The sequence below is a fragment of the Bradyrhizobium sp. GW821-FHT13H05 genome (assembly GCF_058804065.1).
The window spans coordinates 394098-408595 of the sequence record NZ_JBXAPO010000002.1 but is presented as its reverse complement, the minus strand read 5'-3'; the positions used below and the strand labels follow the sequence as shown (position 1 = coordinate 408595).

Annotated in this window: 12 protein-coding genes; 9 read left to right on the top strand and 3 right to left on the bottom strand. The window is 64.3% G+C overall.

What is annotated here, in order from left to right; genetic code table 11:
- Window positions 1-3: 3 nt before the first annotated feature.
- Entirely contained in the window at window positions 4-210 is a 207-nt protein-coding gene (locus AC1RR3_RS06325) for a hypothetical protein (protein ID WP_492820477.1), read from the bottom strand.
- 96 nt (window positions 211-306) lie between these two features.
- Here AC1RR3_RS06325 and AC1RR3_RS06320 point away from each other — a divergent pair, with 96 nt between their 5' ends.
- From AC1RR3_RS06320 to AC1RR3_RS06285, 8 genes are all read left to right on the top strand, one after another.
- Window positions 307-1698, top strand: coding sequence for an MFS transporter (locus AC1RR3_RS06320; protein ID WP_492820475.1), 1392 nt, complete (start codon window positions 307-309; stop codon window positions 1696-1698).
- A gap of 122 nt (window positions 1699-1820) precedes the next feature.
- On the top strand, window positions 1821-2249 hold the full coding sequence (locus AC1RR3_RS06315; protein WP_492820473.1) for a globin family protein: 429 nt from the start codon (window positions 1821-1823) through the stop codon (window positions 2247-2249).
- 10 nt (window positions 2250-2259) lie between these two features.
- Entirely contained in the window at window positions 2260-3477 is a 1218-nt protein-coding gene (locus AC1RR3_RS06310) for an NAD(P)/FAD-dependent oxidoreductase (protein ID WP_492820471.1), read from the top strand.
- Between the two features lies 1 nt (window position 3478).
- Window positions 3479-6178, top strand: a complete 2700-nt coding sequence (locus AC1RR3_RS06305) for a nitrate reductase (RefSeq protein ID WP_492820469.1) — start codon at window positions 3479-3481, stop codon at window positions 6176-6178.
- A 234-nt stretch (window positions 6179-6412) separates the two neighbouring features.
- Complete coding sequence (locus AC1RR3_RS06300; RefSeq protein ID WP_492821413.1) at window positions 6413-7309, top strand: SMP-30/gluconolactonase/LRE family protein; 897 nt, start codon at window positions 6413-6415, stop codon at window positions 7307-7309.
- A 19-nt stretch (window positions 7310-7328) separates the two neighbouring features.
- A complete protein-coding gene (locus tag AC1RR3_RS06295; RefSeq protein ID WP_492820467.1) occupies window positions 7329-8168 on the top strand; it encodes an aldo/keto reductase in 840 nt (279 codons plus the stop codon).
- 188 nt (window positions 8169-8356) lie between these two features.
- On the top strand, window positions 8357-9295 hold the full coding sequence (locus tag AC1RR3_RS06290; protein ID WP_492821411.1) for a DMT family transporter: 939 nt from the start codon (window positions 8357-8359) through the stop codon (window positions 9293-9295).
- A 59-nt stretch (window positions 9296-9354) separates the two neighbouring features.
- Window positions 9355-10434: a zinc-binding dehydrogenase gene (locus tag AC1RR3_RS06285; protein ID WP_492820465.1), complete on the top strand. Its 1080-nt coding sequence runs from the start codon at window positions 9355-9357 to the stop codon at window positions 10432-10434.
- 59 nt (window positions 10435-10493) lie between these two features.
- Here the strand turns inward: AC1RR3_RS06285 and ppk2 are convergent, their stop codons facing one another.
- Together ppk2 and AC1RR3_RS06275 are read right to left on the bottom strand one after the other, a co-directional pair.
- Window positions 10494-11414: a polyphosphate kinase 2 gene (ppk2, locus tag AC1RR3_RS06280; RefSeq protein WP_492820463.1), complete on the bottom strand. Its 921-nt coding sequence runs from the start codon at window positions 11412-11414 to the stop codon at window positions 10494-10496.
- Window positions 11415-11489: 75 nt separating this feature from the next.
- A complete protein-coding gene (locus AC1RR3_RS06275) occupies window positions 11490-11951 on the bottom strand; it encodes an Lrp/AsnC family transcriptional regulator (protein WP_492820461.1) in 462 nt (153 codons plus the stop codon).
- Between the two features lie 131 nt (window positions 11952-12082).
- Here AC1RR3_RS06275 and AC1RR3_RS06270 point away from each other — a divergent pair, with 131 nt between their 5' ends.
- Window positions 12083-14446: a thiamine pyrophosphate-binding protein gene (locus AC1RR3_RS06270; RefSeq protein ID WP_492820459.1), complete on the top strand. Its 2364-nt coding sequence runs from the start codon at window positions 12083-12085 to the stop codon at window positions 14444-14446.
- The last annotated feature ends 52 nt before the right edge of the window (window positions 14447-14498 follow it).

Genomic DNA, 14498 nt, shown 5'->3' with positions numbered 1-14498 from the left:
ATTCTAGATCATCAAGCTCAATCCTTGTGCGCCGCACAGGGATTGAGCGAATCGCAAGATTTGCGTGCGAAAGTGTCCTGCAAAAATTTCGGGCAATTCGAACAAGCTGCTGATTTCCCTGTATTTCCCGGCTGCGCGCAATTGGCACGGAAATTGAAATGCTAATTCGCGACGCCAACGACGACGTCCCTCAACATCATCAATCAGCATCGTGATCTCGCCACCGGGGTGAAGCCTCGGAGCGCGCCTCCATGTCTGGAGGCTGAGCCTGCAACGACGCAGCGGTGAGCCTGGAAGGGATATTCAATGACCAAGAGTCCGGCTTCAAATGAGACTTGGATTTCTGACTGGCGCCCCGAAGACGAGGCGTTCTGGAATGCGGGCGGCAAGACCATTGCCCGGCGTAACCTGATCTGGTCGATCGTCGCCGAGCATATCGGCTTCTCGGTGTGGCTGATCTGGAGCATCGTCACCACCAAGCTGCCGCAGGCGGGCTTCCATTACACCACCGACCAGCTGTTCCAGCTCGTCGCGGTGCCGGGGCTGATCGGCGCATTGATGCGCTTTCCCTACACCTTCGCCGTCACGACCTTCGGCGGCCGCAACTGGACCATCTTCAGCGCGGCGATCCTGTTCATCCCGACGCTGTCGCTGGCCTATTTCGTCAGCGAGCCCGATACGCCGTTCTGGCTGATGCTGCTGATCGCCTCGACCGCGGGTCTCGGCGGCGGCAACTTCGCCTCCAGCATGACCAACATCTCCTTCTTCTTCCCTGACCGGATGAAGGGATGGGCGCTCGGCCTCAATGCGGCCGGCGGCAATATCGGCGTCTCCAGCGTGCAGCTCCTGACCCCGATCCTGATGACGCTCGCCGTGATCAACCTGTTCCAGGCAACCCCGGTTGACGGGGTGTTCCTTCAGAACGCCGGCCTGATGTGGGTGTTGCCGATCGCGATCGCAGTGTTCGGCGCGGTGTTCTTCATGAACAACCTCACGACCGCCAAATCGTCGATCAAGAACCAGCTCGCCGTCGTCAAGCGCAAGCACACCTGGATCATGGCGTACCTTTATATCGGCACGTTCGGATCCTTCATCGGCTACTCCGCGGCGTTCCCGCTGCTGATCAAGACGCAGTTTCCGACGATCTCGATCTCGATCGCGTTCCTCGGGCCGCTGGTCGGTTCGCTGTCCAGACCGCTCGGCGGCCTGCTCGCCGACAAGATCGGCGGCTCCATCCTCACCTTCTGGAACTTCATCGCGATGGCGGCGGCAACGGTCGGCGTGCTCTACTTCGTCGGGCACAAGGACTTCACCGGCTTCCTCGTGATGTTCCTGATCCTGTTCGTGACGACGGGCATCGGCAACGGCTCGACCTACCGCATGATCCCCTCGATCTTCCGCGAGCAGAATCTGTTCAAGGTGCGCGGCAAGGGCGACGCGGCGCGCGCGGCAGCCCTGAAGACGGCGAGCATCGAGAGCGGTGCGGCGGTCGGCTTCATCGGCGCGGTCGGCGCCGTCGGCGGCTATTTGATCCCGAGCGGTTTCGGCAAGTCGATCGCCCTGACCGGCGGCCCGTCGCTGGCGCTCGCGATCTATCTCGGCTTCTACGCGTCCTGCCTTGCTCTGACCTGGTGGTTCTACCTGCGTCGCAGCCCGCAAGGTGAGGGCGCGCCAAGCCTCGCCGAGGCACGGGTGTGACACTTGGTATGAAACTCGCTTCTCCCCGTACGCGGGGAGAAGTCTCTCTGATGACGTTTGACCCATGAACCTTGTTCGCAACGGCGCGCACCAAGGCAAACCGAAACAGACAGGAGAACATCATGACGCCTGAGCAGATCACCCTCGTCCAGCAGAGCTTTTCCAAGGTCGCGCCGATTTCGGAGGCTGCCGCGGTGCTGTTCTACGATCGCCTGTTCGAGGTGGCGCCGTCCGTGCGTGCGATGTTTCCCGAAGACATGACCGAGCAGCGCAAGAAGCTGATGGGCATGCTCGCCGCCGTCGTCGGCGGCCTGTCGAACCTGGAGACGATCCTTCCCGCGGCCTCGGCGCTCGCCAAGCGTCATGTCGTCTATGGCGCCAAGGCCGAGCACTATCCCGTGGTCGGCGCGACCTTGCTGTGGACGCTGGAGAAGGGGCTTGGCGAGGCCTGGACGCCCGAACTCGCCACGGCCTGGACCGACGCTTACGGCGTGCTGTCCGGCTTCATGATTTCCGAGGCCTACGGCGCTCAGTCACAGGCCGCTGAATAGGAGATGTCTTGTGAGTGAACCACTCGTCATCGTCGGAAACGGTATGGCGGCCGCGCGTCTTGTCGATGAACTCGCCAAGACCGCACTCGGCCGCTACGCGGTTGCCGTTATCGGCGATGAACCACGGCTCGCTTACAATCGTGTGCTGCTCTCTTCCGTGCTGGCCGGCGAGACCGGCTCGCACGAGATCGAGCTGCGACCGGCGGACTGGTGGCGCCATCGCGGCGTCACCGTGCGCTACGGCTATCGCGTCACCGAGATCGACACCGGCCGCCGCGAGCTCAAGATCGCCGGCGAAGAGAGCATGGAATATTCCAAGCTGGTGCTCGCCACCGGCTCGACGCCGCTGCGGCTCAACGTGCCCGGCGCCGATCTTGCCGGCGTGCACACCTTCCGCGACACCCGCGACGTCGATCTGCTGCTGACGCTCGCGGCGGCCAAGAAGCGCGTCGTCGTGGTCGGCGGCGGCCTGCTCGGACTTGAAGCAGCCTATGGCCTTGCCAAGGCCGGTGCGCCGGTGACGCTGCTGCATCTGATGGACCGGCTGATGGAGCGCCAGCTCGATCTGCCGGCCGCCGACCTGCTGAAGACGCTGGTCGAGCGCAAGGGCATCCGCATCCTGCTCAATGCCAGCACCAAGTGCATCCACGGCGATGATCATGTCCAAGCCGTAGAGCTCGCCGACGGCAGCCGCATCGAGGCCGATGCCGTGATCTTCGCCGCCGGCATCAGGCCCAACGTCGCGTTGGCCAAGGACGCCGGCATCGCCGTCAATCGCGGCATCGTCGTCAACGATGTGATGCAGACGGCCTCGCCCGACATCTATGCGCTGGGCGAATGTGCCGAGCATCGCGGCACCTGCTATGGTCTGGTCGAGCCGGCCTACGAGCAGGCGCGCGTGTTGGCGCGGCATCTGGCCGGACGTCCCGCCACTTATCAAGGTAGCGTGGTCTCGACCAATCTGAAGGTCTCGGGCGTCAGCGTATTCTCCGCCGGCGACTTCATGGGCGGGGAAGGCAGCGAGAGCCTGGTGCTGTCAGATCGCCGGCGCGGCACCTACAAGAAGCTCGTCGTCGCTGACGGACGGCTGACCGGCGCGGTGCTGATCGGCGATACCGCCGATGCGCTCTGGTATCTCGAATTGATCCGCACGCGCGAGAAGATCGCTGCGATCCGCTCCGACATGATGTTCGGCCGCGCGCTTGCGCTCCCTTCGAAAGCAGCCTGATATGACGGCGATCGATCCAAAGCTTCGCGCCACCAAGACGACATGCCCCTATTGCGGCGTCGGCTGCGGCGTGTTGGCGACACCCGACGGCAAGGGCGGCGCGGCGATCGCGGGCGATCCTGATCATCCCGCCAATTTCGGCCGGCTATGCTCGAAGGGTTCTGCGCTCGGCGAGACCGTCGGGCTTGAGAGCCGGCTGCTCTATCCGATGATCCGCTGCAAGGGTGTGCTGGAGCGCGTCGCCTGGAGCGATGCGCTCGATCATGTCGCCCATCGCATGCAGCACATCGTCGCGCGCGACGGTGCCGATGCGGTCGCATTCTATCTCTCCGGTCAGCTCCTGACCGAGGACTATTACGTCGCCAACAAGCTGATGAAGGGTTTTGTCGGCACCGCCAACGTCGACACCAATTCGCGGCTCTGCATGTCGTCCTCGGTCGCCGGCCACCGCCGCGCCTTCGGCGCCGACACCGTGCCGGGCTGCTATGAGGATCTCGACGAGGCCGACCTCCTGGTGTTCGTCGGCTCGAATGCGGCGTGGTGCCACCCGGTCCTGTTCCAGCGCATGCTGAAGAACCGTGGGGAGCGCGGCGCACGCATGATCGTGATCGATCCGCGCCGCACCGACACGGCGGGCGACGTCGATCTGTTCCTCGGCCTCAAGCCCGGCACCGACACGGCGCTGTTCTCCGGTCTGTTCGTTCATCTCGCCGACAACGGCGCGCTCGATCAGGACTACATCGCGCAGAACACGTCCGGCTTCGACGACGCGCTCGCCCGTGCGCGCAACATCGCCGGCAGCGTCACTGCGACCGCGCTCGCCACGGGCCTCACCGAGCAGGACGTTGCGACCTTCTTCAAGATGTTCCGCGACACCGAACGGGTCGTCACGCTGTACTCGCAGGGCGTGAACCAGTCGGCGCAGGGCACCGACAAGGTCAACGCGATCCTGAACTGCCATCTCGCCACGGGCCGCATCGGCAAGCCCGGCGCTTCGCCGTTCTCGCTCACCGGCCAGCCCAATGCGATGGGCGGCCGTGAGGTCGGCGGTCTCGCCAACCAGCTTGCCGCGCATATGAACTTCACGCCGCCCGACATCGACCGTGTCAGGCGGTTCTGGAAGGCGCCGCGCATCGCCACCCATGAGGGGTTGAAGGCGGTGCAGCTGTTCGAGGCGATCAACCGGGGCGAGGTCAAGGCGCTTTGGGTGATGGGCACCAACCCCGCGGTGTCGCTGCCTGATGCCGACTTCGTGCGCGAGGCGCTGAAGAAGCTCGAGCTGTTCGTGGTCTCCGAGAATGTGCTCTCCAACGACACCGTCGAGGCCGGCCCGCATGTGCTGCTGCCGGCGCTGGCCTGGGGCGAGAAGTCGGGCACTGTCACCAATTCCGAACGGCGCATCTCCCGCCAGCGCTCCTTCCTGCCGGCGCCGGGCGAAGCGCGGCCGGACTGGTGGATCCTCAGCGAGACCGCAAAGCGCCTCGGCTTCGGCGACAGCTTCAATTACAAATCCGCCGCCGATATCTTCCGCGAGCATGCGGCGCTCTCGGCCTTCGAGAACAATGGCAGCCGCGATTTCGATATTGGCGCGCTGACGTCGCTGTCCGACGACGCCTTCGATACCCTGAAGCCGGTGCAATGGCCCGCGCGCGAAGGCGCGGCGCCGGGCGAGCGCTTCTTCGCGGAAGGTGGCTTCTTCACCAATGACGGCAAGGGCCGCTTCATCGCGCCGGAGGTGCCGGCGCTGCGCAGCGAGACCGGGCCGTCGCGTCCCCTGCGGCTCAACACCGGGCGCATCCGCGACCAGTGGCATACCATGACGCGCACGGGGCTGAGCCAGCGGCTTGGCGCGCATCTGCCCGAGCCATTCGTCGAGATCCATCCGGACGACGCCAACAAATACAACATCGCCCATGCCGGTTTTGCCCGCATCACCACCGATTACGGCCAGTGCATTTTGAAGGTCGTTGTCAGTGACCGGCAGCAGCGCGGCACGTTGTTCGCGCCGATCCACTGGAGCGCGATGAACGCTTCGCATGGCCGCGTCGGCGCACTGGTCGCTCCCTTCACCGATCCGTTCTCGGGACAGCCGGAGTCGAAGGCGACGCCGGCGGCGATCGCGCCCTATGAATACGTCTTCCGCGGTTTTGCGTTGTCGCGAAAGCAGCTCGATCTGCCGCCGAGCCTGTTGTGGACCCGCGTCACGGTCAGCGGCGGATTCGGCTATCTCTTCGCCGATAACGCCGATCTGTCGCGCTGGCCGGCCTGGCTCGACGGTGTCGCCGGCGAGGACGTCGCCGAGTATCGCGATTTTGGTGGCGGGGTGTATCGTGCAGCCTCGTTTGCGGGCGATCGCATCGAGACCTGCCTGTTCGTCGGCCCTGCCCATGATGCCGGCGACTGGGAGGTGGTGAAGAGCCTGTTCGTCGCCGATCATGTCACCGACGATCAGCGCCGCATGCTGCTGTCAGGCAAGTCCAGCGAAGGCGCCGCGTCGACCGGCCCGATCGTCTGCGCCTGCTTCGGCGTCGGCCGCGGCACCATCTGCGACACCATCGCCGCCGGCGCGCGAACGGCCGCGGAGATCGGCGCAAAACTGAAGGCGGGGACCAATTGCGGCTCCTGCATCCCCGAGCTGAAGCGCCTGATCGCGACGACGGAGGTCGTGGCCACGAAGCAGGCGAAGGTCGCGGCGGGGTAGCGTTAGCGTTCCTGGTCGTCACCATAGACTCCGCTGTCATCGCCCGGCTTGACCGGGCGATCCAGTACTCAGAGATGGTTGTGGTTTAATCGATGGGCCGCGGCGTACTGGATTCCCCGCCTTCGCGGGGAATGACAGTGAGGGCGGGGCGCCGTGCCTCCGCCCCAATCGACGCGCCCTCGATTGTGCCCTATGGTGTCGGGCTGCTCTCCCCAACACACAAAAACAACAATGATGTACCTGGAAACGCCGCCGCGCCTGATCGAAACCAAGCTCTTCTCCGCCATGCCCGAAAAATTCCGCCGCAAAAGCGAGCGGACGGATTGGGCCGACGCCAACCGGCCGGGCGTGCCGACCGACAGCTTCATCGAGGGACCGTCCTTCGACACCGACGGCAATCTCTACATCGTCGACATTCCCTTCGGCCGCATCTTCCGCATCGCGCCCGATGGCGAATGGTCGCTTGTGATCGAATATGAGGGCTGGCCGAACGGGCTGAAGATCGCAGCCGACGGTCGCATCCTGGTGGCCGACTACATGCACGGCATCATGGAGCTCGACGCCAAGGCAGGGCGCGTCAAGCCGATCCTGACTGCGCGCAATTCGGAATCGTTCCGCGGCTGCAACGATCTGCATCTGGCGTCCAATGGCGACATCCTTTTCACCGATCAAGGCCAGACCGGCCTTCACGACGCAAGCGGCAGGGTCTATCGGCTGGCGCCGAGCGGACGGCTCGAGTGCCTGATCGACACCGGCATCAGCCCGAACGGCCTCGTGCTCGATCCCAGCGAGACCGTGCTGTTCGTCGCGATGACGCGCGACAATGCGGTGTGGCGGTTGCCGTTCATGAAGGACGGCAGCGTGTCCAAGGTCGGCCGCTTCTGTTCGCTGTTCGGCACCTCAGGCCCTGACGGCATAACCATGGATGCGAAGGGCCGCCTGTTCGTCGGTCACGCCTCGCTCGGTCACGTCTTCGTGTTCGCGCCGAACGGCGAGCTGATCGCGCGCATCAAATCGTGCGCAGGGCCGAATTGCACCAATGTCGCCATCGGTGGCGCCGGGAAAGATCGGCTCTATATCACGGAGTCAGCGACCGGCAGCGTGCTGGTCGCTGATATCGGCAGCCTCTAGAGCATCTGAAGGACCAGACATGAACACAAAACCCTTCGGCAAGACCGGCGCCAACGTCTCCGTCATCGGGCAGGGCACCTGGTATCTCGACCATGGCGACCGCAAGCGCGCGATCGCGGCGCTTGCGCACGGGCTCGATCTCGGCATGACGCATATCGACACCGCCGAGATGTATGGCGATGCCGAGCTCGTCATCGCCGACGCCATCGTCGGCCGACGAGACGAGGTGTTCCTCGTCTCAAAGGTACTGCCGAGCAATGCTTCGCGTCGCGGCACCATCACAGCCTGCGAGCGCTCGCTGAAGCGGCTCAAGACCGATCGCCTCGACTGCTATCTGTTGCACTGGCGCGGCTCGTATGCGCTCGAGGACACCGTCGCTGCATTCGAGGAGCTGGTGAAAGCGGGCAAGATCAAATCCTGGGGCGTCTCCAATTTTGATGCCGACGATCTCGACGAGATCCTCGATGTCTCCGGCGAAGGACGCATCGCCTGCAATCAGGTGCTCTATCATCTCAAGGAACGCGCGATCGAGCACGCCGTGATCCCGTGGTGCGAGAAGCATGGCGTCGCCGTCGTCGCCTATTCGCCCTTCGGTCACGACGATTTTCCCGCAAGCAACAGCAAAGGCGGCGCCGTACTGGCTCGCATCGCGGACGCGCGGCGCGTGACACCGCGTCAGGTCGCGCTGAGCTTCCTCACCCGTGCGACTACGGTGTTCGCGATCCCGAAGGCGTCGTCGGCGGAACATGCCAGCGAAAATGCGGCGGCCGGCGATCTCGTGCTGACGAAAGAGGAGATTGCGGCGCTCGATGCGGCGTTTCCGCGCGGTCCGAAACCGCGTGGTCTGCCCATGCTGTAGTGCAGCAAAGGCCTATTATTAATGGAGTATTGACGCGCGCGGACCTCAGTGCATATCGGCATCCTGTTTTCGGAAGTTGTGAAAGCGGCGCATTTGTCGTTTTTTACAACCGTTCCCGAATCGTATTTTCCCAGGTTCCAGCCGTGACACCGCCGCCCGCCGTAGCCGCAAGGCTCGACAGTATTGCCATGCCCATGCCGGAGAAGAAGGAGACGCGCCGCGCACCTGCGCGCGTCGATCATCCGTTCAAGGGCATCGCGTTGATCCTGTTGTCGACGGTGTTTCTCGGCTGCTCCGACACCGCCGCGAAATATCTCTCGACGAGCCTGCCCTCGATCGAGATCACCTGGATCCGCTTCCTCACCTTCGCGCTGATGTTCACGCCGGTGATGCTGCGGTCCTCGCCGTATTACGCGATGCGCACCGATCGTTTCGGCATGCATGTGATGCGCGGTGCGGTGCTGCTTGGGTCCTCGCTGTTTTTCATTACCGGCCTGGGCTTCCTCCCGATCGCGGAGGCGTCTGCTACTGGCTTCGTCGCGCCGCTGTTTGTCACTGCGCTCTCGATCCTCTTCCTCGGCGAGAAGGTCGGCATGCGCCGCTGGTTCGCCACCGCTCTCGGTCTCATCGGCGTGCTGATCATCCTTCGGCCGGGCACCGGCGCGTTTCATCTGGCCGCGTTCTTCCCGGTCGTCTCGGCGGCGTGCTGGGCCGGCACGCTGATCCTGACGCGCATGATGAGCGGCCGCGAGGCCGTCGTCACCACCATGGCCTATTCTTCGCTGACGGGCCTTGCGATCCTCACTGCAATCGTGCCGTTCGTCTGGGTGACGCCGTCCTGGACCGCGATCGCGCTCGGCATCTTCATCGGCGTCGCCTCGACCGCGGGCCAGTGGATCGTCGTGCTGGCCTATCGCTACGGCGATGCCTCGGTGCTGGCACCGTTCTCCTACTCGCAGCTGTTGTGGGTCAGCATTCTCGGCTTCTTCATCTTCGGCGAGGTGCCGAGCATCTGGACCATCATCGGCGCAGCCTTCATCGTTGCCAGCGGTCTTTACATCGCCCATCGCGAGCGCGTCCGCCGCGCCCAACTCCTGGTGCTGGAAGAGCGTTCCCCGAACGCCTGACACAATATCTCAGCGCCACTTCGTGCTATCAATGGCTCCAACCACAAGGGAGGAGCCGGATGCGCGCCGCGATTTTCAGGAACGGTGAGATTGTCGTTGGCGAGATGGCCGAGCCGAAGCCGGGCCAGGGCCAAGTCCTGGTCAAGACGCTCGCCTGCGGCATCTGCGGCTCCGACCTGCATGCGCGCCAGCATGCCCACCGCATGGTGGAGATGTCGCGGAAGGTCGGGCGCAAGCCGATGGATCTCACCCGCGATGTCGTGTTCGGCCATGAATTCTGCTGCGAGATCGTCGATTATGGTTCCGGCACAACGCGCAAGCTCAAGCCCGGCACCCGCGTCTGCTCGCTGCCGGCGCTGGTGACGCCGCAGGGCATCGAGGGCATCGGCTATTCCAACGACAATGTCGGCGGCTATGCCGAGGCGATGCTGCTCAGCGAAGCACTGCTGCTCGAAGTGCCCAATGGTCTTGCGCCCGAACACGCCGCGCTGACGGAGCCGCTCGCGGTCGGTGTTCACGCCGTGGCGAAAGCCAACATCCGTGGCGGCGAAGTGCCGCTGGTCATAGGCTGTGGCCCGGTCGGGCTCGCGGTGATCGCCGCGCTGAAGATCAGGGGTCTGCATCCGATCGTCGCCGCCGATTATTCGCCGACGCGCCGCACGCTCGCGGCCAAGCTCGGCGCGGACATTGTGGTCGACCCAAAAGTGTCGCAGCCCTATACGACCTGGGCCGAGCACGCCCAGATGTCGGACGCCGAGAAGGCGGCGCGGCCGCCGCTTCAGGCGATGCTACCGGCGCTGAAGCCCGCGATCATCTTCGAATGCGTCGGTGTGCCGGGCCTGTTGCAGCAGGTGTTCGAGGGCGCGCCGCGCGATGCGAAAATCGTGGTGGTCGGCGTCTGCATGGAGAGCGACAGAAACGAGCCCATGCTCGGCATCATGAAGGAGCTCAATGTCCAGTACGTGCTTGGCTACACGCCGGAGGAGTTTGCGGCGTCACTCCGCCTGATCGCGGAAGGTCAGGTGGATGCGGCCGCGATGGTGACGGCGGAAGTGGGCCTCGACGGCGTTGCGAAGGCGTTCGCCGACCTCGCCAATCCCGAGGCGCACACCAAGATCATCGTGCAGCCATGGCGATGACTTTTCTTTGTAGGGTAGATTAGTTAGCCGAAGGCGTAACCCACCCTACAAGACCGTCGTCAATATTTCGCAGGCACATACATCTCCGGCGGAATCGGTCCGCGGTGATAATCGGGATTGCGCACGCGCGGCGGCAGCACCACCGGTGCTCGGGCGACCTCCTGGTAGGGCATCTGGCTGAGCAGATGCGCGATGCAGTTGAGGCGGGCGCGCTTCTTGTCGACGGCATCGACGATCCACCACGGCGTATCAGGCAGGTGGGTGTGCTCCAGCATCGTCTCCTTGGCCTTGGTGTAGGCCTCCCAGCGGCTGCGGGCCTCGACGTCCATCGGGCTCAGCTTCCACTGCTTGAGCGGATCCCTGATGCGCATGCTGAAGCGGAACTGCTGCTCGTCGTCGGTGATCGAGAACCAGTATTTGATCAGGATGATGCCGGAGCGGATCAGCATCCGCTCGAACTCCGGCACGGTCTTGAAGAATTCCTGGTACTGCTCGTCAGTGCAGAAGCCCATCACGCGCTCGACGCCGGCGCGGTTGTACCAGCTGCGGTCGAACAGCACCATTTCGCCGCCGGCCGGCAGGTGCGCCACGTACCGCTGGAAATACCATTGCGTGCGTTCGCGCTCGCTCGGTGCCGGCAGCGCAGCAACGCGGCAGATGCGCGGATTGAGGCGCTGGGTGATGCGCTTGATCACGCCACCCTTGCCGGCGGAGTCGCGGCCCTCGAACAGTACCACGACCTTCTTCTTCTCGCTCTGCACCCAGTCCTGCAGCTTGACCAGCTCGCCCTGGAGGCGGAGCAGCTCCCGGAAATAGAGCCTGCGATCCACCGACGGGCGGAGCGCGTCGGTCTCGTCCAGCAGCTCGTCGAGCCTGCTGTCATCGAGCTCCATCTCCAGCTCTTCGTCGAGATCGTCGGTCATTTCCCGGATGATGCGCTCGCGTTTGGCCATTTCAGGGGTGCGGTCGGAAGCGGTCATGGGTCCTTCTTTCGGCAGAGTGCCTGTCGCCCGTGACCATCGACGGGGTTTGTTGCGGCCATGTGACAGTCGGCTCTACACCGGCAGTGCGATCGAATATTTGACCTGGCTGAGCGCAAAGCTCGACTCGATCGAGGCGATGCCGTCGAGCCGGGTCAGCTTGGTCTTCAGGAAGGTTTCGTAGGAGGCGAGGTCGGCCGCCACCACGCGCAAGAGATAGTCGCGGTTGCCGGTCATCAGATAGCATTCCAGCACCTCGTCCCATTTCGAGATCGCGCGCGCGAAACGGTTGAGGTCCTCTTCCTTCTGCCGCGCCAGCTTGATCGAGATGAAGACGCTGACATGCAGCCCCAGCGCCTTCTGGTCGACGGTCGCGATGTAGCGCGAGATGACGCCGCGCTCCTCCAAGAGCTTGACCCGGCGATGGCACGGCGACACCGAAAGCCCGACCTTGTCGGCGAGATCCTGCATGGTCAGCCGGCTGTCGTTCTGGAGGTAGCCGAGGATTTTGCGGTCGATGGCGTCGAGCTCTGGCATTGGAATGAAACCTGTATTTCGTGGGCTATTGTTGGTATGGTATCCTAATATAGGCGGGTATGACGCGATAAATTGGGAAATCTGGCCCGGTCCGCAGGGGTATGATCCGCCTTATTTTCCGGAGCATCGCCATGCCCGTCGATTCCGCGCGTCTTGAAACCCTGACTGCCCTTAGCCGCAAGGCGCTGTGGCTGTCGTCCTGGACCATCCACCACGCCAACCACATCCGCTCCAACGCGGACGGGTTGAAGGTCGGAGGCCATCAGGCCTCGTCCGCCTCGCTCGCCACCATCATGTCGGCGCTGTACTTCTCGGTGCTGCGGCCCGAGGACCGCGTCGCGGTGAAGCCGCATGCGAGCCCGGTGTTCCACGCCATCCAGTATCTGTTCGGCCGACAGAGCCGCGAGAAGCTGGAGAACTTTCGCGGCTTCAAGGGCGCGCAGTCCTATCCCTCGCGCACCAAGGACGTCGACGACGTCGATTTCTCGACCGGCTCGGTCGGCCTCGGCGTCGCGCAGACGCTGTTCGCCTCGCTGGTGCAGGACTACGTCAAGGCGCATGGCTGGATGAAGGACCGCCGCGAAGGGCGGATGATCGCGCTGGTCGGCGATGCCGAGATGGACGAGGGCAATATCTTCGAGGCGCTGGCGGAGGGCTGGAAGCACGGCCTGCGCAACACCTGGTGGGTGGTCGACTATAACCGCCAGTCGCTCGATGCGGTCGTCCGCGAAGGCCTCTGGGAAAAGTTCGAGACCGTGTTCCGCAATTTCGGTTGGGACGTGGTCATCGTGAAATACGGCCGGCTGATGCGCGAGGCGTTTGCGGAAGCGGGCGGCGAGGCGTTGAAGCGCTGGATCGACAACTGCCCGAACGCGCTCTACGCAGCGCTGTGCTTCCAGGGCGGCGCGGCTTTCCGCAAGCATCTGCATGACGAGATCGGCGACCAGGGCCCGATCACCAAGCTGATCGACAAGCGCAGCGACGAGGAGCTGCTGGCGCTGATGTCGAATCTCGGCGGCCACGACATGGCGAGCATGCTGGACGCGTTCGAATCCATCGATCACGATCGCCCGGTCTGCTTCATCGCCTACACCATCAAGGGCGTCGGCCTGCCGTTCCAGGGCCACAAGGACAACCACGCCGGCCTGATGACAGTCGCGCAGATGGAGAAATATCGCGAGAGCCAGAACATCCGTCCCGGCCATGAATGGGACAGATACGAGGGCCTCGCGCAGGATGCCGCCGAACTCGACGCCTTCCTCGCGCGCGTGCCGTTCAACCGGGACGGCCGCCGGCTGACCGCGCCCGTCGTCGAGGTCCCCCGGCAACTGGCGTTCAAGCCTGCGCCGCAGATGTCGACCCAGCAGGGCTTTGGCCTCGTGCTGAACGAGATCGCGCGCGGCGACAGCGAGCTGGCACAGCGCATCGTGACGACCTCGCCCGACGTCACGGTCTCAACCAATCTCGGCCCGTGGGTGAACCGGCGCGGCCTGTTCGCGCGCGGCGAGAAGGCGGACTTATTCCGCAGCGAGAAAATTCCCTCCACGTTCAACTGGGACTTCTCGCCCAAGGGCCAGCATCTCGAGCTTGGGATTGCCGAGATGAACCTGTTCATCATGCTCTCGGCGCTCGGCTTGTCGCACCAGATCAACGGCGCGCGGCTGCTGCCGGTCGGAACGCTCTACGATCCCTTCATCGAGCGCGGCCTCGATGCGCTGAACTATGCCTGCTACCAGGATGCGCGCTTCATGGTAGCGGCGACACCCTCGGGCATCACGCTGGCGCCGGAAGGCGGCGCGCATCAGTCGATCGCGACGCCGCTGATCGGCATGGCGCAGGACGGGCTCGCCTCGTTCGAGCCGGCCTTCGTCGACGAACTCGCCGTGATCATGGGCTGGGGGTTCAGCCACATGCAGCGCGATCCGGGTGAGGGCGGTTCCGTCTACCTGCGACTGTCGACGCGCAGCATCGAGCAGGCGCAGCGGATCATGACGCCGGAGCTCGAGCAGGGCATCACCGACGGCGCCTATTGGCTGCGCAAGCCGGGTCCGAATGCCGAACTCGTGATTGCCTATACCGGCGCGGTCGCGCCTGAAGCGATCGAGGCGACCGGCTTCATCGGCGAGAGCCGCCGCGATATCGGCCTGCTCGCGATCACCTCGGCCGATCGTCTCCACGCAGGTTGGACCGCCGCACGGAAATTGCGCCGTGACAGGCGCGGCGTGCAACACCTCAGCCATATCGAGAAGCTGCTGGCGCCGCTGCCGCGCGATTGCGGCATCGTGACCGTGATCGACGGCCATCCAGCTGCGCTCGGCTGGCTCGGCAGCGTCCGCGGCCATCGCGTCGAGGCGCTCGGTGTCGAGCAGTTCGGCCAGACCGGCAGCATCGCGGACCTTTATCGGCACTACGGCATCGACGCCAACGCCATCATCGATGCGGCCGAAAGCCTCACCACCGGCGCGCCGGTGCTGCATCGGAAAATGGCGGTGTAGTCGAGGCAACCTGGCAGTCATTCCGGGGCGATGCGAAGCATCGAACCCGGAA